An 18521-nucleotide genomic window follows, 5' to 3' on the forward strand; every position below is an offset into this window, starting at 1 on the left:
ATGTCTCGACGCCGGACGTTGAGCGCGACCGCGCGGCGTGAGGCTGCGCGGACCGAGGCGGAACGTATTCAACGAGCGCAGCGACGCAACCGCGGCCTGCTGGTCGGTGGCGCCGTGCTGCTGGTCGTGACGATCCTGCTCGCGAGCTTCATCATCTGGAAGGGCTCGCAGGCGAGCTACCTCGACGACGTCGAGCGCACGCCCCACGGTGCGGACACCAGCGGCGGCATCCCGGTCGCTGCCGACGGCACCGCCGGGGTGGCGGGCTCCGCACCGAGGCTCGATGTCTACCTCGACATCCAGTCCGCGGAGTCGGTCGCGTTCTGGCAGATGCAGGGCGACGCGCTGCAGGACCTCAACGCCGACGGCACGATCTCGCTCTGGGTGCATCTGGTGGGGCTCGTCGACGGCGGCGCCGCCGGCACCTCCACGCGCGCCGGCGAGGCCGCCGTCGTGGTCGCGGACCGGTCGCCGCAGCAGTTCCTGGCCTTCCTCGACGCCGGCCTCGACATGCGCGCCGAGGGGGCGGACCAGCTGAACGACCCCGACCTGGAGCAGCTCGCGCTCGGGGTCGGCGTCCCGCAGGAGGTCGTCGACCAGTTCACCGACCTCCTGTTCGACGACTGGTTCCTGGCCGCGACCGACCAGGCCGTACGCGACGGCGTCGAGACCACCCCCACGCTCCGCCTCGACGGCGCCGAGCTCACCGCGGACTGGACCGTGCCCGGCGCGCTGGCGGACGCCGTCACTGCTGCCTTGGCCTGAGGGCTTCCGCTTCCGCTGCCGCGCGCGTAGCCGGGGACCGTCGCGCTCGGCCGTTGCCGACACCCGTCGCGGCTACGATGTTCGGGCCCGGCTCGACCGGGCCAGCCTGCCGCGTTAGCTCAGTTGGCCAGAGCGTCCGCCTTGTAAGCGGAGGGTCGTCGGTTCGAATCCGACACGCGGCTCTCTTTTCGGCTGGGCCACTACGGTGCGCTTCCGACGTACCACGTGCGTCGGAATCACACCGCAACAGGTGTGTCTAGGCTGACGGCATGCGTCCTGAGCACCTCTCCCTGTTCCGTCAGCCCGGGCGACCGGCTGTCCATCCCGACGGCACCTGGGCGGTGCTGCCGATCACCCGCACCGACGTCGAGGGCGACCGGTACGTCACCAACCTCTGGCGCCTCGAGCTGGCCTCGGGCGAGCTCAGCCAGCTCACCTACGGGACCTCCGACGGCTCGCCCGTCATCTCCCCGGACGGCCGCTGGGTGGCGTTCGTGCGCGGTGGTGAGGGCGCGAAGCCGCAGCTGGCGCTGATGTCGACGACCGGCGGTGAGCCGCGGCTCCTCACGGACCACGCGAGCGCGGTCTCGGGCCGGCCGGAGTTCTCGCCCGACTCGAGCCGGATCGCCTACACCTCCCGGATCGCGGAGAAGGGCCGGTACGGCACCGACAAGGAGGTCGGGCCGGGTGCCGAGGCGCCCCGGCTGATCACGGACTTCTCGTACCGCATCGACGGCCTCGGGTTCCGCCTCGACCGCCCGCAGCACGTGTTCGTCATCGAGGTGCCCGCACCCGCGGACCCGACCGCTGACATCCCCCAGAAGGAGAAGGACGACGACGGCGAGGACGAGGCTGCGCCGTCGGGTGCTGTCGTGACCACGGGGGTGGCGCCGATCCAGGTGACCACGGGCGAGCTGGGCCACTACGGCCCGGTGTGGCTGGACGACCAGGAGCTGCTGGTGCGGCGCGACATCGTCGACGGCATGGCCTCGACGCTGCTGCGCGTCCCCGCGCAGCCGGGGGCGGAGGCCAGCGAGATCGAGACGCCGGGGGAGGGACCCGACGACGTCGCGGTCGGCCCCGACGGCACCATCTACCTGATGCTCGTGGACTACGGCGACGACGGCTTCGACTTCATCGGCAAGTCCGCCGCGCTGTACCGGGGGAGGCTCGGGGACTCGGGCCTGAGCGACGTGGAGCGGCTGACCGACCCGACGACCGAGTCGCTCTCGGGTGCGGTGCTCACGCCGACGGCGCAGGGTGTGCTGCTCACGCGCGGGTACCAGGGCACCGTGCAGCTCGTGCGCTGGCACGACGGCGAGCTGGAGGTGCTCGTCGAGGGTGATCGCGAGGTCTTCGCGGCCGAGCCGGTGGGAGCCGACGGCTCGGTGCTGGTGATCAGCGCAGGTGTCGGGAGCATCGGCGACGCCTCGCTGCTGAGCGCCGACGGCACCGAGCGCCCGTTGACAGACCTGTCGGCGCGGCTGCGTGAGGAAGCGGGGCTGTTCGAGCCCGCCGAGCTGCGCGTGGCCGCCGACGACGGCTACCCGGTCCACGGCTGGGTCACCGTGCCCGCGGGCGAGGGCCCGCACCCGGTGCTGCTGCTCATCCACGGTGGCCCGTTCGCGGCCTACCAGCCGACGTTCTTCGACGAGGTGCAGACCTACACGGAGGCCGGCTACGCGGTGGTCTTCTGCAACCCGCGCGGTAGCGGCAGCTACGGGCAGGAGCACGGGCGCGCGATCATCGGCGGCTTCGGCCAGCGCGATGCAGCCGACGTGCTGCAGTTCCTCGAGGGGGCGCTCGCCGAGCACCCCGAGCTCGACGCCTCCCGCGTCGGCGTCATGGGTGGTTCCTACGGCGGCTACATGACGGCGTGGCTCACCACCCAGGACCACCGGTGGGCGGGCGCGATCGTCGAGCGCGGGTTCCTCGACCCGGTCAGCTTCGTGGGATCGAGCGACATCGGCTGGTTCTTCGGCATCAAGTACCTCGGCGAGGATGCCGACCTCGTGGCGGCGCAGAGCCCGATGGCGAGGATCTCGGAGGTCACGACCCCGACCCTGGTCATCCACTCGGAGCACGACTGGCGCTGCCCGGTGGAGCAAGGCCAGCGGTGGTACGTGGGGCTCAAGCGTCAGGGAGTCCCCACCGAGCTGCTGCTGTTCCCCGGCGAGGGGCACGAGCTGTCCCGCTCGGGCAGCCCGAAGCACCGCATCGCGCGGTTCGAGCAAATCTTGCGCTGGTGGGAGACCCACCTGCCGGTCGCCGCGGCGGAGTGAGCTTCAGAGGCTGACTGGGCGGGGGCGCGAGAGGAACACGATCGTCTGGTCGCGCACTCGCAGGATGTGTGACTCCAGCGCCTCGCGGGCCCCCACCGCGTCACCGCGGTCGAGCGCGTCCACGACCGCCTGGTGCTCGGCGACCGAGCTGTCGAGGCGCTGCCGGTTGAGCGGCGCCTCGCGGCCGGCGCGGGTGACGTGGATGCTCAGGTCGAGCTCCTCGTGCAGCGCGATCAGCCGCGGGAGGCCGGACATCTGCACCAGCATCTTGTGGAAGCGGCTGTCGTTGTCGCGGAACGCCATGTACTGGTCGGGGTCGTCGACCACCCGGTCCGCAAGGTCGGACGCCTCCGTCACCAGGTCGTGGAGAGCTGCGGGCGCCCGGTAGGTCTCCTGCTCGGTGAAGCGGCGCAGGCTGTGCGACTCGATCATGAGGCGCAGGTCGAACAGCTCGTAGAGCGAGGTCGGTGAGGGGACCGCCACCGTGAAGCCCACCGACGGGTCGTAGGACAGCAGCCCCCGCTCGTGCAGCCGGCTCACCGCACTACGCACCGGAGTCCGGCTCATGCCGAGCACACGCGCGAACTCCCGGATCGGCACCGGCGTGCCGGGCTGTGGGTGCGTCTCGGTCAGCCAGGTCACCAGGGCCTGGTGCGCCGAGCTCTCCAGCGACGTCTCCGCCGTCGCGGCTCTGGCCGTCGTGCCGTTCACCGTCGCAGTCACGTCGGCCTTCTTTCTCGTCGCGCGTGCAGGCCGGTCACCCTACTGCGACCGGGCAGCGGTGTCACCACGCTGCGCGCACGATGGTATGCCACCAGCCGACCAGGAATCGGCGCGCCACACGCCGCGTGCTGCATATCTGCCCATGCCTGGCTTGACATGTTCCAGCCGAAGGGGTCTACTACCTGCATGCCACTGGCATTCACATCGATGACGATCAGGTCCCCCGAGCTGCGAGGGGTGTTCCCGCCCGTGCTCCTGCCGATGACGGGGGCGGGGGCGGTCGACACCGCGTCGCTCGGTCGGCTGGTCAGCCACCTCCTGGACGGCGGGGTGCACGGCCTCTGGGTCAACGGCACCACGGGGGAGTTCTACGGGCTCGACCCCGAGGCGCGCACCGGAGCCGTGCGCGAGTTCGTCCAGGCCGTCGACGGCAGGGTGCCGGTCGTGGCGCACGTCGGCGACACGTCCACCGCGCTCGCGGTGCGGCATGCCAGGGACGCGATCGCGGCCGGTGCGCACCACCTCGCCGTGCTGGCTCCCTACCTCGTGGGCTTCACCCAGGGCGAGCTGAAGGATCATCTCCGTGCCATCGCCGATGCCGCGGAGCGCCCCGTGCTCGCCTACAACCTGCCGCAGTTCGCGCCGGTCGGGCTCAGCATCGACTCGATCGTCGAGCTGGCGGCCGAGGGTGTGGTGTGCGGTGCCAAGGACAGCAGCTCGGACGTGGTGTGGTTCCGCCAGCTGGCCCGGCGGCTGCGTGAGGCCGAGCTGCCGATCGCGCTGCTGACCGGCGGCTCGAGCGTCGCCGACATCGGCTACATGCTCGGCGCCGTCGGTTCTGTCAGCTCGCTCGCCAACGTCGCTCCTCGCCATCTCGTGCGCCAGCACGCGGCGGCCGAGGCCCAGGACTGGAGCCAGGTTCTCAGCTGTCAGGAGCAGAGCGAAGAGCTCATCGCACTGCTCCGCCCGCCGGGTGTCCTGGTGACGCCCGGTCTGACCATGGCTGCCTTCAAGTCCGTGCTGGCGGACATGGGAGTCATCGCATCGGAGGTGTCTGCAGCACCGCAGGCACCGTTGTCCGCCGAGGCACGTCAGCACCTCGCGGAGCGTGCGCTACCACTGCTGCGCCGCCTCGAGCACGACGCCCTCGTCGGCGTCTGACCGCCGACCCTCCCGGTCGGTTCATCCCCTCACCACGACAGGAGAACGATGATGTTTCCCCATGCCTCGAAGAGCCGTGGCACCAACACGATCAGCAGGCGATCGTTGCTGCTGGGCGGAACCGGACTAGCAGCGGTGACCCTCGCCGGGTGCTCGTTCTTCGAGACCGACCCAGCGGGTAGCGATGACGGAGTCGGGTCGACCGGACCCAAGGGGCCCGAAGCGCCGTCGCTCGCCGCGCAGGTGGAGGCCGGCGAGCTCCCTCCCGTCGAGGAGCGGCTGCCGAGCAACCCTCTCGTCGTCGAGCCACATGCCGAGATCGGCCAGTACGGCGGCACCTGGCGATCGGCCATCGTGACCGAGGAAGACCGCACCTGGCTGACGCAGGCGATCGGCTACGAGCCCTTGATCCGGTGGATCCCCGAGTGGACCGGCGCTCCGGGCACGAGCGAGATCATCCCGAACATCGCCGAGAAGTTCGAGGAGCTGGAAGGAGGCAAGGTCTTCCAGTTCACGCTGCGCGAGGGGATGAAGTGGTCGGACGGCGAGCCTCTCACCGCCGAGGACTTCCGCTTCCGCTTCGAGGACATCGGGCTCAACCCCGAGCTGCACCCCGGAGGCTTCTACGGACTCTTCACGAACCCGAACGACGAGGACAAGCCCGGCCGGTTCGAGAGCGACGGGAACGTCATCCGTTACGTCTTCGACGAGCCCAAGCCCGGGTTCCTCGAAGAGCTCGCAGCGAACCGCGACATGTGCATCCCCAAGCACTACCTGCAGCAGTTCCACCCCGACCACAACCCCGACCTCGACGCGTTGGTCGAGGAGGCTGGATTCACCGACTGGACGCAGCTCTGGGAGGCCAAGAACGAGCCGTTCACCAATGTCGAGATGCCCTCGCTCCACCCGTGGAAGCTGACGGCCGCCCTCGGTGACGGGAGCTACGTCACGGCCGAGCGCAACCCGTACTACTGGAAGGTCGATCCTGACGGCAGCCAGCTGCCCTACGTCGACTCCATCCGTTGCGAGATCGTGCAGGACATCGAGGTCGAGCTGCTGAAGATCACCAACGGCGAGCTCGACATGCAGATGCGCAACTTCGCCACGGTCCGGAACCTCCCGGTTGTCGCGGATGCACGTGAGCGCGGGGACTACCGGATGTTCACGGTGGGGCCGCAGAGCCCGAACGCCATGGTCATCGGCTTCAACCAGACGATGGACGACGCCCGGTTGCGATCGATCTACTCGAACCGCGACTTCCGCGTCGGTCTGTCCTACGCCATGAACCGTGACCGGATCATCGAGACGGTGTACGCCGGGCAGACCAAGCCGTGGCAGTGCGCCCCTCGCGAGGAGCATCCCGCGTACAACGAGGAGCTGGCCACCCAGTACCTCGAGTACTCGGTCGACAAGGCCAACGAGGCGCTCGATGCCTCCGGCTTCACGGAGCGAGACGGCGACGGGTTCCGCATGGCCGAGGGCAAGCGGATCACGGTCACGGTGCTGGTGCCTTCGACGTTCCCCGACCACATCGACGCCTTCGAGCTGATCAAGCAGGACTGGGCAGAGGTCGGTGTCGACACGAACGTGAGCGTGCTCGCCGAGACGCTGTACTGGGAGCGTGTCGAGGCCAACCTGGCCGAGGCCTCGACCTGGACCAGCGGCGGCTTCGAGATCCGTGCGACCCAGGGCTCGAACCACTACTACGTGCCGTCCAACCCCCGCGGTGCCTCGCGTTACGGCAACAAGTGGGCGCTCTGGTACCGCGGTGAGCTCTCGGAGGAGCCACCGGCCGAGGTCAAGCGTCAGCTCGAGCTCTTCGACCAGATGCGCAACACCTATGACTCCGACGAGGCCACGGCGCTGGCCGTGGAGATCCTCGAGATCACGAAGGAGCAGTTCTACTACATCGGTGTCTGCACCGAGGCCGATGGCTACGGCATCGTGAAGAACGACTTCGCCACCAACGTGCCGGAGTTCATCCCGGGCTCGAACGGCTACCAGCCGCCGGGACCGACGAACCCGGAGCAGTACTTCTTCACGACTGCGTCGGACGCCTGAGGTCACGACAGTCCTGCACGCAGCGGCGCGGTCCCAGTCGCGCCGCTGCGTGACCACCCGTCTCAGCGCCCGCGGGCCGGGCAAGCCACAGACCGATCGATCGGAGGGACTTCGTCATGGGCAGGTACATGCTTCGGCGCGTAGGCCTCATGCTCGTCACCCTGCTCGCCATCTCCTTCGTGACCTTCTGGATCATCCAGCTGCCTCCTGGCGACTACGTCTCGACCCTCGTCGCTCAGGCCGAGGCGCGCGGCGAAGTCATCAGCCCGGAGCGGATGGCGGCGATGCGCGCACGCTACGGGTTGGACGACTCGTTCCTCGTGCAGTACTGGAACTGGATCAGCAACATCATCTTCCGCGGCGACTTCGGTGACTCCTTCGCCTGGAACCGACCGGTCTCGACGCTGATCTGGGACCGTGTCGGGCTGTCGTTCTTCCTGTCTGTGAGCACGCTGCTGATGGTGTGGGCGATCTCGTTCCCGATCGGCATCTACTCCGCCGTCAAGCAGTACTCGCCCGGCGACTACGTGGCCACGTTCTTCGGATTCGTCGGCATGGCGATCCCGGAGTTCATGCTCGCGCTCGTCTTCATGTGGATCGGCGTCAAATACTTCGGCCAGAGCGCGGGCGGCCTGTTCTCACCGGAGTACGTCGACGCGGCATGGAACATCGGCAAGCTGATGGACCTGTTCTCGCACCTGTGGTTGCCGGTGCTGATCATCGGCATCTCGGGCACCGCGGGCCTCATCCGCATCACGCGCGCCAACCTGCTGGACGAGCTCTACAAGCCGTACGTCATCACCGCGCGTGCCAAGGGGCTGCCGGAGTGGAAGCTGCTGCTCAAGTACCCGGTGCGGATGTCCCTGAGCCCGTTCTTCAGCACGGTCGGCTGGCTCCTGCCCGGACTGATCAGCGGCGAGACGATCATCTCGATCGTGCTCAGCCTGCCGACCACGGGTCCGCTGCTCTACGGGGCGACGCTCAGTCAGGACATGTACCTCGTCGGCAGCTTCATCCTCATCCTGAGTGCGCTGACCGTGGTCGGGACCCTGCTGAGCGACCTCGCCCTCGCGTGGTGGGACCCCCGCATCCGACGTAGCTACCAGGGGAGCTGACCGACCATGCAGGAGCTTGAGAACCAGCTCGAGAGCCGGAGCGGCGGCGCTGCCTCCGCGCTCGACGACCGGCCCACGCCGGATCCGGCGCCCGCCGGTGGCGCGCCACGCAAGGGCAGGAGGCGGACCAAGGACACCGCACGCGGCACGGCGTCGCAGTGGACCCTGATCTGGAAGAGGTTCCGCCGGCACAAGATCGCCTACGTCTCGGTCTGGGTCGTCGTCGCGATCTACCTGGTCGTCGCGTTCGCCGAGGTGCTGGCACCGAGCACGCCCGCGCACCAGAACGCGACCTACACCTACGCGCCCCCGCAACAGCTGCACGTCTACCACGAGACCGAGGGCTGGGGGCTCTACGTCCACGGCTTCATCGTCGAGCGCAACGAGGAGACGTTCGCCAACGAGTTCGAGGTCGACGAGTCGTCCTACATCCCGGTCGGTCTCTTCGTCGACGGCGAGGAGTACACGATGTGGGGGTTGTTCCCGATGAACACCCACCTCATCGCAGCCGAGAACCCGGAGGACCCGTTCTACCTGTGGGGTGCGGACCGAGCGGGGCGCGACCTGCTGACACGGGTCATCTACGGCTCACGGGTCTCGCTGTCGATCGGTCTGGTCGGCGTGGCGCTCAGCCTGATCCTCGGCATCGCGCTCGGTGGCATCTCCGGCTACTACGGCGGCAAGCCGGACACGATCATCCAGAGGCTCATCGAGTTCCTGATGTCGATCCCGACCATGCCGCTGTGGCTCGCGTTGTCAGCGGCGATACCGACATCGTGGGGGCCGCTGCAACGCTACTTCGCGATCACCGCGATCCTCTCCGTGCTCGGGTGGACCGGCATGGCCAGACAGGTCCGCGGCAGGTTCCTGTCCTTGCGCGAAGAGGACTTCATCATGGCGGCGCAGCTCGACGGCGCCAGCAAGCCCCGGATCATCTTCCGGCACATGGTGCCCTCGTTCTCGAGCCACCTGATCGCCTCGCTCACGATGTCGGTACCCGGGATGATCCTGGGTGAGACAGCGCTGAGCTTCCTCGGACTGGGGCTGCAGTCGCCCGCGGTCAGCTGGGGCGTGCTGCTCCAGGACGCCCAGAACCTCCGGACGATCGAGACGTCGCCGTGGCTGATGCTGCCGGGGCTCGCCCTGTTCGTCACGGTCTTGTCCATGAACTTCGTCGGAGATGGATTGCGCGATGCAGCAGACCCGTACAAGTGAGCCGACGGGGCGTCGCGTCCTCGACACCGACGCACCGTACGTGCTCGACGTGCGCGACGTGCGCACCGAGTTCCAGCTCGAGGACGGCGTGGTGGGAGCCGTCGAGGGTGTGACGCTCCAGGTCCGCCGAGGCGAGACCCTTGCCGTCGTCGGGGAGTCCGGCTGCGGCAAGAGCGTCATGGCTCGTTCGATCCTGCAGCTGGTCGACAGGCCCGGCAAGATCGTGGGCGGCCAGGTGTGGGTGCCGGTGCCACCGATCGATCCCGAGACCGCCAAGCGGCGTCGAGGGCTCTTCTCACGCAAGAAGGCCCCGACGATCCCGGTCGTCACCGACCCCGACGCGCCCGAGGGCATGGTCGATCTGCTGGCCTCCGACCCGGAGATCCTCCGCGCCGTGCGCGGCAAGCGGATCTCCATGGTGTTCCAGGAGCCGATGACCTCGCTGTCCGCGGTACACAAGGTCGGCGACCAGATCGCCGAGACGATCCTGCTGCACGAGCCGGTCACCACGGAGGACGCCCGCAAGCGTGCGATCGAGCTGCTGCGCAGGGTCGGCATCGCCGCGCCCGAGAAGCGCGTGGACGCCTACCCCTTCGAGCTCAGTGGGGGCATGCGGCAGCGCGTGATGATCGCGATGGCGCTCGCGTGCGACCCCGAGCTGCTGATCGCGGACGAGCCGACCACGGCCCTCGACGTGACCACGCAGGCGCAGATCCTGGAGCTGCTGAAGTCGCTGCGCGACGAGACCGGGATGGCGATCATGATCATCACCCACGACCTGGGCGTCGCCGCCCAGCTCGCCGACTCGATCGCGGTGATGTACCTGGGCAACGTCGTGGAGTACGGCGACCTCGCCGAGGTCTTCCGCCACCCGAAGCACCCCTACACCCGCGCGCTGCTGGCGTCGGTGCCGAAGCTCGGTCAGAGCCGCGGCCGCCGCCTCGAGCCGGTGCGAGGGATGGTGCCGCACCCGTTCGCGCGGCCCAGTGGATGCACGTTCCGGGATCGCTGCGACTTCGCACAGATCGGCCGCTGCGACGTGGCGCCACCCCCGCTGCTCCGTGACGACGACGGCCACGAGGTCCGCTGCGTGCTGTACGAGGAGGAGCGATGAAGGAGCCGACGATGAGACCGGATGTGATCCTCGAGACACGCAAGCTCTCCAAGGAGTTCCCGATCACCACGGGTGCCTGGGGCAAGCAGGTCGGTGAGGTGAAGGCGGTGACCGACGTCGACCTGCAGATCAAGCAGGGACAGACGGTCGGGCTGGTGGGGGAGTCCGGGTGCGGCAAGAGCACGCTCGGTCGCACGATCCTGCGCGCGTACGAGCCTACGAGCGGGCAGATCCTGTTCCGCGAGACCGACGGGTCCGTCGTCGACCTCGCCGGGCTCTCCGAGAAGCAGCTCAAGCCGTACCGGAGGAGTATCCGGATGGTCTTCCAGGACCCGTTCTCCTCGTTGAACCCGCGCATGACGCTGGCTGACATCATCGGAGAGCCGCTGCGGGTGAACACGGTGGTGCCCGAGGCGGCGATCGAGGGCAAGGTGGTCGAGCTCCTCACCAAGGTGGGGCTGCGCCCGGAGTACCTGCACCGCTACCCCAACGCCTTCAGCGGTGGCGAGCGGCAGCGCGTCGGCCTGGCCCGCGCGCTCGCGCTCGACCCGCGACTCGTGGTCGCGGACGAAGCGGTCAGCGCGCTCGACGTGTCGGTGCGTGCGCAGATCCTCAACCTGATGAAGGATCTGCAGGAGGAGGAAGACCTCACCTACCTGTTCATCTCGCACGACCTCGGCATGGTCGAGTACATGGCCGACGAGGTCGTGGTGATGTACGTCGGCCACATCGTCGAGAGCGGTCCGACCGAGGAGCTCTACGACCGGCCGCTGCACCCGTACACCGAGGCGCTGCTGTCCGCGGTCCCCAACCCCGATCCGAGTGCGGCCGACAGGCGGGAACGCATCGTCCTGAAGGGCGAGGTCGCCGACCCCACGAACGTGCCCTCGGGCTGTCCGTTCCGCACGCGCTGCGCCTACGCGCAGGACAAGTGCACCAGCGACGTGCCCGAGCTGCGAGAAGTCTCGAGCGGCCGGCGGGTGGCGTGCCACTTCGCCGAGGAGCTCGACCTGCGCGGGCTCTCCGAGCTCGGCGCCGCCTGAGCGAAACGTGCACAGCAGCTTGTTGAAACCCCTACCGACGACGGAGCGCTAGATGGACCCCCGATTCACCGGCAAGCTCGAGCAGGCTGCTGACGACCCCGGCCGGAGCGTTGCGCTGCTGCCCGTGCTGCATCCTCGCGACAGCCATGCGGCGACGCTGGCCGAGACGACCGGTGGGGACCTGGTCTGTGCATGGTTCAACGGGCCAGGCGAAGGGATGGCCGAGACCAACGTCGTCGTCTCCCGGCTGCCCGCCGGCAGCGACACGTGGACCACGCCTGACCTGATCGCAGCAGACCCGGAGCACTCCGAGCAGAACCCGGTGCTGTTCCGGGTGCCCAGCGGCGAGATCTGGTTGCTGCACACCTCGAACGAGCCGCACGACCGCACCACGGCCAGTGTCCTCAAGCGCACGTCCACCGATGGCACCACCTGGTCCGATCCCGAGGTGCTGTTCCCCGGTCCAGGCTTCTTCCTGCGCAACCCTCCGGTGTTCCTCCCCGACGGCGCATGGCTGCTGCCGGCCTACCAGGTGGACTCCGAGGGCGAGTACAGCGTGGTGGCGATCAGCACCGACGAGGGCGCGACCTGGGACATCCGCGAGGTCCCCGGCAGCCGCCACCGCGTGCAGATGAGCATCTCGCCGCTGGCCGACGGCAGCCTGCTGGCGTTCTACCGCTCCCGGGCCTCGGACCGCATCTACGCATCGACCTCCACCGATCAGGGCCGCACCTGGACCGCGCCGACGAAGTCGGAGCTGCCCAACAACAACTCGGCGCTGCAACAGATCACGCTCACCGACGGGCGGCTGGTCGTCGTCTTCAACGACGCCACGCTCGAGCGCGACCAGTTTCGCTTCGTTCCCTCAGGTGACGGCTGGCGCAAGAAGGCGGTGCGCACACCGCTGACGCTCGCGATGTCGGAGGACGGCGGCCGCACATGGCCGCACTGGCGTAACCTTCAGGTGGCCGACACCGAGTACAAGGACGCCCAGGCCGGCTACTCGTACCCGACCGTGCTGCAGACGTCGGACGGCTACCTCCAGGTGGCCTACTCCTACCTGCGCAAGACGATCAAGCACGTGCGCCTCGCTCCGGAGTGGATCACCGCGCACACCGACGACCTAGCTCTTGACACCACCGAGGACGTGACGACGGCGTGACTGCTCTGCCGCCCATCGGTGCGGCCCAGCTCAGCGAGATGCTCGTCGCCTCGGTCGGTCGACCGTGGCGCGAGGCCGCTCCCGGCCTCACGGACGTCGAGATCGACGACGGCGGAGCCGAGGTCCGAATCGAGGGTCGCCTGGGCCCCGTGGCCGTGCGGGCGAGGGTGCGGGACGCTGCCGGCCGGACCGAGCTGGACCTGCACTGGCACAACCCTGGTGCGACGACGATCGCCGATCTCGTCGTCGGCGTGCGGGTGCCAGGGCCGGCCAACGCGCGGGTGACGATCCCGCAGGTGATCTACCACGACAACCCGTCGGCGGCGCCGGATCGTACGGTCCCGCACGTGGCTCGCGGCGGCTTCGTCACCGAGCTGCACCGGCTACCGATCCCGGCGGCCTGCCTGCAGGGCGAGGCCGGTGACACGGTCACGCTCGTCGCGGTCCCGGACCCCGACGAGGACGCCGAGGGCCGCGCGCGCTACGGCTCGCTCGGTGCGGTCACCGAGAACGGGACCTCGCGGGCGCTGGCGCTCAGCGGGGTCACGATGTTCGACGGCGAGGCTGACATCACCTACGTCGACAAGGCGCGGACCGAGCCGACAGCGTCGGGCTACCGCACGCTCGAGCCCGGCGAGAGCATCCGGCAACGGTTCGTGATCGTCGCGGGATCGATGCCGCTGGGGCAGGGCTTCCGCGAGCTCGTCCGGATCGGTGCGGAGCTGTTCGGGGAGGGTGGGGACGCCGTCATCCGCGGGCCGCTCGAGGACCAGCGCCACATCGACCTGCGGCTCGCTGCGATCGACGCGCGGGCCTTCACCGAGGGCGAGGTGGTCGGCTACCAGAAGTTCCCGGCATGGGGTATGCCGCGGTGGCATCCCGGGCGGCCGGCGGTCGACTTCCTCTACGGCTGGACCGGGCAGTGCCTCCGGCTCGCGTGGTGCGAGGCCTCGGTGGGTCTGCAACGGGGCGAGCGGCACCGGGTGGACCGGGCGCACGCCGTCGTCGAGCACTACGTGAACGGCTCGGGCACGAACGTGCCCGGCATGCGTCACAACTCCTACGTGCACGACGACCGGCGCTGGCAGGGGCAGAACCTGTACGGGCGTCACATCATCTCGGCGCGTGCGCACGGCGAGACCATGTCCGACCTCGCCGACCTGATCACGCTCTACCGCCGCTACAGCAAGCCGGTGCCGCAGACGTGGCTGGCCGCGCTGCGCGAGGCCGCGGACTTCATCTCGGCGACCACGTTGCCCTCGGGCATCGTGCCGTTGGGGTGGACGGAGGCCGGCGAGCCCGCCGATGACCTGGTGTGCGCCGCCGGCATCCCGGCGGCGCAGGCTGTCGTGAAGGCCGCTGAGGTGCTCGACGAGCCGCGGCTGCGGGCGCGTGCGATCGAGATGGCGGAGGCGTACCACCGGCTCTTCGGCGTCGACTTCGACATGCCGTTCGCGCGGTCGACCCTCGATGCCGCCTGCGAGGACAAGGAGGGCGGCCTCGCCTACCTCGAGCTGCTGATGGCCCTGCACGACCTGACCGGTGACGGCGAGTACCTGCAGCGAGCGCTCGTGACGGCGGACTGGCTGCTCACCTGGGTGTACCACTGGAACCCGGTGCAGGATCGCGGGGCGTCGCTGCGCGAGCGCGGCTTCAGCGCGATCGGGTGGCCCGGCGTGAGCGTGCAGAACCACCACCTCGACGTGTTCTTCCCGAGCTACGACATGTGGCGGCTGGGCCGGCTCACCGGGGACGAACGGCTGCAGCACTGGGGGCGCAACGTCACCTCGGCGATGGGGCAGGGGATCTGCACCGCCCCGGGCGAGTGGGAGTTCGACGTCGTCGGCGAGCAGGCCGAGGCCTTCTACGTCACCAACTGGCAGAACCGCGGCTTCAGCAACACGTGGAACCCCTCGTGGGTGATCGCGCACCCGCTGTGGCAGCTGCTGAGATTCGCGGACACCGAGACCGCATGAGAGGACGAGAGATGAGTACCGGCAAGCCGTGGGAGCACGGTCCCCTCGAGGTCGCCGAGGGCGGCCATTTCTTCCAGCACGAGGATGGGACGCCGTTCTTCTGGCAGGCAGACACGGCCTGGCTGGTGCTGAGCCGGCTCACGCTCGAGGAGGTGAAGGAGTACTTCGCGGACCGCAAGTCCAAGGGCTTCAACATCGCGCAGGTGATGGTGATCCACAGCCTCCGGACAGCCACCCTCGCAGGCCGGCTGCCCTTCATCGACGAGGACCTCACCCAGCCCGACGAGAGCGGCACCGACTCGTTCTGGGACCATCTCGACGTCGTGCTGACGCTGGCCGCCGAGGCGGGTCTCTACCTCGCGCTGGTGCCGATCTGGGGCAGCAACCTCAAGGGCGGCGCCTTCAGCCCGGCCGACGTGGAGACGTACGCGGGGTGGCTCGCGCGCCGCGTCAGCGCCCATCCCAACATCATCTGGCTCAACGGTGGTGACGTCCACGGCACCCAGGAGATGGAGGCCTGGCAGCGTGCGGGCGCCGCGCTGCGGGCGGGCGAGCCCAGCAGGCTCATCACGTACCACCCGTTCGGCCGCTGCCAGTCGTCCACGTGGTTCCACCACGCGCCGTGGCTGGACTTCAACATGATCCAGTCCGGTCACCGCGACTACGAGCAGACCTGGGGCGAGGACCCGACCGGTTGGAAGGGGCCTGACAGCTGGCGCTACGTCGAGCAGGACTACCAGCGCTGGCCCGCGAAGCCAACGGTCGACGGCGAGCCGTGCTACGAGGACCTGCCGCGCGGCCTGCACGACCCCGTGCACGGGTACTGGGGGCACGACGACTCGCGGCGCTTCGCGTACTGGGCCGTGTTCGCCGGTGCCGCCGGCCACACCTACGGCCAGAACGCCGTCATCCAGGTCTACAAGCCGGAGTACCAGCCGGCCTACGGCATCACGATGACCTGGCGCGAGGGCATCGACGCACCAGGATCGAACGACCTGCAGCACCTGCACCGGCTGCTGCTGGACTACCCCTACCTCGAGCGCATCCCCGACCAGACCGTCATCGTGGGAGACCCGGGATTCCAGAAGGACCGGCTGATCGTGACCCGCGGGCAGGACTACCTGTTCGCGTACCGCTTCACCGAGCGTCCGTACGAGCTGCTGAGCGGCGTGCTACCGGGCGGTGAGCTCCGGGTGCGGTGGATGGACCCGGTCACCGGTGACTTCACACCGGCCACGACGATCGCCAATGAGGGCACGCTGAGCTTCACGCCGCCCGTGGGCGCCCAGGGCAACACCGACATGGTGCTGGTCCTCGACACCAGGACCGGCTGAGCCTGCGGGTCACGGCTCGGCGGGTGCGGTCGAGTCCGAGACCCCGAGCTCGACCTCGGTGAGGGCGGGGCGTTTGGCGCTGCGGCCCTCACCCGTGGAGGTGCCGCGGATCCCGCGGCCCAACCACGGAGCAACGTCGCGCCGGAGCCAGTCGCGGTGCTCGCGCAGGCGGTCGAGCCGGGTACGCGCGTCGGCCGTGGCCAGCGGCTCGTCCCAGTGCGGGTCGTCCGGATCCAGGCCGAGGCCCACGAGCGCGGACTGCGAGAGGCGATGGTGTCCCTCGGGCGAGAGATGGATGCGGTCCTCGGACCACATGCGCATGTCCTGCAGCGCCGTCAGGCCCCACTGGTCGAGCACATAGCAGTCGTGCCGGCGCGCGATCGCCCAGATGTGCGCGGAGTACAGCGCCATCCGCGGGCGGATCGCGCCGAGCAAGGGGCCGCCGTCGCGCGTGTCCATGCAGGTGGCCAGCAGTACATCGCAACCCGCGGTTCGGGCGCGCACGACAGCCTCCTCGAGGATCACGGCGAGCTGGTCGGGGTCGGCGCCCAGGCGGAGCACGTCGATGCCGCCACCGACGATCGAGATCAGGTCCGGTTGCATCGCCAGCGCCGGGGGCAGCTGCTCGGCGACGATCCGTGACAGTCGGCGCCCGCGGATGGCGAGGTTCGCATAACGCAACGGGTCCTCACCGGCCTCGATCCGCCGTCGGGATATCGAGGTGGCCACACGGTCGGCCCAGCCCACCAGGTCCTCGAGATCGTCACCACGGGGGTCCCACAGACCCTCCGTGAACGAGTCCCCGACGGCGACGTAGCTCGACCAGCGAGGGGTCACGGGAGCCGCCAGTCCACGGGTGCCGCGCCCTGCCGCACCAGCAGCTCGTTGGCGCGCGAGAACGGACGGGAGCCGAAGAAGCCGCCGTGGGCGGACAGCGGTGAAGGGTGGGGGGAGGCGATCACGGGGGTGTCGCCGAGCGCCGGTTGCAGCGACTGCGCGTCCCGGCCCCACAGGATCGCGACCAGCGGGCTGCTGCGGGCCACGAGGGCGGCGATGGCGGCGTCGGTGATCCGCTCCCAGCCCTTGCCGCGGTGGGAGGCGGGCTTGCCCGGCCGCACGGTGAGGGACCGGTTGAGGAGCAGCACGCCGGCGTCGGCCCACGCGCTGAGGTCGCCGTTGCTGGGACGCTCGACGCCCAGGTCCGCGACGAGCTCGGTGTAGATGTTGGCGAGCGAGCGGGGGAGCGGGGTGACGTCGGGCTTGACCGAGAAGCTCAGCCCCATCGCGTGCCCGGGGGTGGGGTAGGGGTCCTGGCCCACGATCAGCACCCGCACGTCCGCCAGCGGGCGCGTGAATGCGCGGAGCACGTCCGGGCCCGCGGGCAGGTAGCCATGGCCGGCAGCGATCTCGGCGCGGAGGAACTCACCCATGGCGTGGACCTCTGGCTCGACGTCGGCGAGCGCTGCCGCCCAGCCGGGATCCACGATGTCGGCGAGCGGTCGAGGCGTCGTGGTGCTCATCCCGACAGCCTGGCACGCGTCGGCGGACGCACGACACCCCGAGCGCGACACGCAGCGAATGACATGGATGTCGTTTGCCCGTTACGATGCCAAGAACGCGATCGGAGCTAGGAGGACAGCGATGGCGGCAGCACCCGTAGCGCACGAGGTCTCGGAGCAGACCGCTGGGCTCAGTGAGCGGGACGCCCAGATCCTCGCGTTCGAGCGGCAGTGGTGGAAGTACGCCGGTGCGAAGGAGACCGCGATTCGCGAGCTCTTCGACCTCAACGCCACGCGGTACTACCAGATCCTCAACTCCCTCATCGACAGCCCGGAGGCGCTCTCCGCCGAGCCGATGCTGGTCAAGCGGCTGCGACGCATGCGCAGCGCACGCCAGCGGGAGCGCTCGGCACGCCGTCTCGGCTCCGACCTGTAGTTCCGGTTAGCCTTCGGATGTGAGCAGGGACGACTACCCGTACCCCGAGGACGAGTTCGACGAGCTCGGGGCAGACCGGACGCCGCAGGGCGTGCACCGGGCACCGTTGCCGCGGTGGCGCCAGCTGCTGCCCTTCATCATCGTCCTGATCCTCGCGCCCACGCTCGCGTTCGTCGCGGTTCGCGCCATCTCCGGCGGCGACGGCGGGGACGAGCCGCCCACGGGTGCTGAGACCACCACCCAGGCGCCCACGGACGAGGCGACCAGCGAGGAGCCCAGCACCGACGAGGAGCCCACCACGCCGGAGCCCACCACGGAGGACGAGACCTCCGAGGAGCCGACAGCGGATCTCGACTATGCGGTCGGGATCTGGGTGCTGAACGGTTCCGGTGTCGGCGGACTTGCCGCCGACACCGTCACCGTCCTGACTGAGGAGGGCTGGGAAGACGCGAACGCTGCCGACTACAACCGGTCCCAGCCCTCGGGCACGACGCTGTTCTACGACAACGCCGAGCAGCTCGACGAGGCTGAGGCCGTCGGCGAGCTGCTCGGCATCTCGAACCTGGTGGAGAGCGCGTCCGCTGCCGACGGCGACATCGTGATCGTGCTGCGCACCGACTTCGAGCTTCCCTGAC

General features: G+C 69.4%; 16 protein-coding genes and 1 tRNA gene. 14 read left to right on the forward strand and 3 right to left on the reverse strand.

Annotated features, from left to right (window positions below):
• From GPA03_RS08690 to GPA03_RS08700, 3 genes are all read left to right on the forward strand, one after another.
• A complete protein-coding gene (locus tag GPA03_RS08690) occupies positions 1 to 765 on the forward strand; it encodes a DsbA family protein (RefSeq protein WP_156251601.1) in 765 nt (254 codons plus the stop codon).
• Positions 766 to 873: 108 nt separating this feature from the next.
• Positions 874 to 947 (forward strand) — tRNA-Thr (locus GPA03_RS08695).
• An 87-nt stretch (positions 948 to 1034) separates the two neighbouring features.
• A complete protein-coding gene (locus tag GPA03_RS08700) occupies positions 1035 to 3047 on the forward strand; it encodes a S9 family peptidase (protein WP_156251602.1) in 2013 nt (670 codons plus the stop codon).
• Between the two features lie 3 nt (positions 3048 to 3050).
• On the opposite strand, the gene GPA03_RS08705 is transcribed toward GPA03_RS08700, so the two are convergent.
• Positions 3051 to 3770, reverse strand: a complete 720-nt coding sequence (locus GPA03_RS08705; RefSeq protein ID WP_156251603.1) for a GntR family transcriptional regulator — start codon at positions 3768 to 3770, stop codon at positions 3051 to 3053.
• Positions 3771 to 3977: 207 nt separating this feature from the next.
• On the opposite strand from GPA03_RS08705, the gene GPA03_RS08710 reads away from it, so the two are divergent.
• The 9 genes from GPA03_RS08710 (at position 3978) to GPA03_RS08750 (ending at position 15951) form a co-directional block, all read left to right on the forward strand.
• On the forward strand, positions 3978 to 4931 hold the full coding sequence (locus GPA03_RS08710; protein ID WP_162458310.1) for a dihydrodipicolinate synthase family protein: 954 nt from the start codon (positions 3978 to 3980) through the stop codon (positions 4929 to 4931).
• A 48-nt stretch (positions 4932 to 4979) separates the two neighbouring features.
• The gene (locus tag GPA03_RS08715; RefSeq protein WP_156251605.1) at positions 4980 to 6992 is read left to right on the forward strand and encodes an ABC transporter substrate-binding protein; all 2013 of its coding nucleotides are present in this window, start codon (positions 4980 to 4982) and stop codon (positions 6990 to 6992) included.
• A 116-nt stretch (positions 6993 to 7108) separates the two neighbouring features.
• Positions 7109 to 8107, forward strand: a complete 999-nt coding sequence (locus GPA03_RS08720) for an ABC transporter permease (RefSeq protein WP_156251606.1) — start codon at positions 7109 to 7111, stop codon at positions 8105 to 8107.
• Between the two features lie 6 nt (positions 8108 to 8113).
• Positions 8114 to 9322, forward strand: coding sequence for an ABC transporter permease (locus GPA03_RS08725; protein WP_156251607.1), 1209 nt, complete (start codon positions 8114 to 8116; stop codon positions 9320 to 9322).
• Positions 9300 to 10436, forward strand: a complete 1137-nt coding sequence (locus tag GPA03_RS08730; protein ID WP_156251608.1) for an ABC transporter ATP-binding protein — start codon at positions 9300 to 9302, stop codon at positions 10434 to 10436. The genes GPA03_RS08725 and GPA03_RS08730 overlap by 23 nt, the downstream gene beginning before the upstream one ends.
• Before the next feature lie 11 nt (positions 10437 to 10447).
• Positions 10448 to 11479 carry an ABC transporter ATP-binding protein gene (locus GPA03_RS08735; protein WP_206673495.1) on the forward strand — a complete coding sequence of 344 codons (1032 nt, stop codon included), beginning with the start codon at positions 10448 to 10450 and terminating at the stop codon, positions 11477 to 11479.
• Positions 11480 to 11531: 52 nt separating this feature from the next.
• Positions 11532 to 12641, forward strand: a complete 1110-nt coding sequence (locus tag GPA03_RS08740) for a sialidase family protein (protein WP_156251610.1) — start codon at positions 11532 to 11534, stop codon at positions 12639 to 12641.
• The gene (locus tag GPA03_RS08745) at positions 12638 to 14617 is read left to right on the forward strand and encodes a YyaL domain-containing protein (protein WP_156251611.1); all 1980 of its coding nucleotides are present in this window, start codon (positions 12638 to 12640) and stop codon (positions 14615 to 14617) included. The genes GPA03_RS08740 and GPA03_RS08745 overlap by 4 nt, the downstream gene beginning before the upstream one ends.
• Before the next feature lie 11 nt (positions 14618 to 14628).
• Entirely contained in the window at positions 14629 to 15951 is a 1323-nt protein-coding gene (locus tag GPA03_RS08750) for a glycoside hydrolase family 140 protein (protein ID WP_162458311.1), read from the forward strand.
• A gap of 9 nt (positions 15952 to 15960) precedes the next feature.
• Here the strand turns inward: GPA03_RS08750 and GPA03_RS08755 are convergent, their stop codons facing one another.
• Together GPA03_RS08755 and GPA03_RS08760 are read right to left on the reverse strand one after the other, a co-directional pair.
• On the reverse strand, positions 15961 to 16788 hold the full coding sequence (locus GPA03_RS08755) for an SGNH/GDSL hydrolase family protein (protein ID WP_241681177.1): 828 nt from the start codon (positions 16786 to 16788) through the stop codon (positions 15961 to 15963).
• Complete coding sequence (locus GPA03_RS08760) at positions 16785 to 17471, reverse strand: uracil-DNA glycosylase (protein ID WP_156251613.1); 687 nt, start codon at positions 17469 to 17471, stop codon at positions 16785 to 16787. The genes GPA03_RS08755 and GPA03_RS08760 overlap by 4 nt, the downstream gene beginning before the upstream one ends.
• A 121-nt stretch (positions 17472 to 17592) precedes the next feature.
• On the opposite strand from GPA03_RS08760, the gene GPA03_RS08765 reads away from it, so the two are divergent.
• Positions 17593 to 17886, forward strand: coding sequence for a DUF3263 domain-containing protein (locus GPA03_RS08765; RefSeq protein WP_156251614.1), 294 nt, complete (start codon positions 17593 to 17595; stop codon positions 17884 to 17886).
• A gap of 19 nt (positions 17887 to 17905) precedes the next feature.
• Positions 17906 to 18520, forward strand: a complete 615-nt coding sequence (locus tag GPA03_RS08770) for a LytR C-terminal domain-containing protein (RefSeq protein ID WP_156251615.1) — start codon at positions 17906 to 17908, stop codon at positions 18518 to 18520.
• The last annotated feature ends 1 nt before the right edge of the window (position 18521 follow it).

Source organism: Pseudactinotalea terrae (assembly GCF_009733845.1).
GTDB lineage: Bacteria > Actinomycetota > Actinomycetes > Actinomycetales > Beutenbergiaceae > Pseudactinotalea > Pseudactinotalea terrae.

What these genes read in the sequence shown, in the direction of transcription:
- GPA03_RS08720 (WP_156251606.1), top strand. Translation starts at nt 7,109, where the DNA reads ATGGGCAGGTACATGCTTCGGCGCGTAGGCCTCATGCTCGTCACCCTG.
- GPA03_RS08690 (WP_156251601.1), top strand. Translation starts at nt 1, where the DNA reads ATGTCTCGACGCCGGACGTTGAGCGCGACCGCGCGGCGTGAGGCTGCG.
- GPA03_RS08710 (WP_162458310.1), top strand. Translation starts at nt 3,978, where the DNA reads ATGACGATCAGGTCCCCCGAGCTGCGAGGGGTGTTCCCGCCCGTGCTC.
- GPA03_RS08765 (WP_156251614.1), top strand. Translation starts at nt 17,593, where the DNA reads ATGGCGGCAGCACCCGTAGCGCACGAGGTCTCGGAGCAGACCGCTGGG.
- GPA03_RS08740 (WP_156251610.1), top strand. Translation starts at nt 11,532, where the DNA reads ATGGACCCCCGATTCACCGGCAAGCTCGAGCAGGCTGCTGACGACCCC.
- GPA03_RS08700 (WP_156251602.1), top strand. Translation starts at nt 1,035, where the DNA reads ATGCGTCCTGAGCACCTCTCCCTGTTCCGTCAGCCCGGGCGACCGGCT.
- GPA03_RS08760 (WP_156251613.1), bottom strand. Translation starts at nt 17,471, where the DNA reads ATGAGCACCACGACGCCTCGACCGCTCGCCGACATCGTGGATCCCGGC.
- GPA03_RS08735 (WP_206673495.1), top strand. Translation starts at nt 10,448, where the DNA reads ATGAGACCGGATGTGATCCTCGAGACACGCAAGCTCTCCAAGGAGTTC.
- GPA03_RS08715 (WP_156251605.1), top strand. Translation starts at nt 4,980, where the DNA reads ATGATGTTTCCCCATGCCTCGAAGAGCCGTGGCACCAACACGATCAGC.
- GPA03_RS08725 (WP_156251607.1), top strand. Translation starts at nt 8,114, where the DNA reads ATGCAGGAGCTTGAGAACCAGCTCGAGAGCCGGAGCGGCGGCGCTGCC.
- GPA03_RS08730 (WP_156251608.1), top strand. Translation starts at nt 9,300, where the DNA reads ATGCAGCAGACCCGTACAAGTGAGCCGACGGGGCGTCGCGTCCTCGAC.
- GPA03_RS08750 (WP_162458311.1), top strand. Translation starts at nt 14,629, where the DNA reads ATGAGTACCGGCAAGCCGTGGGAGCACGGTCCCCTCGAGGTCGCCGAG.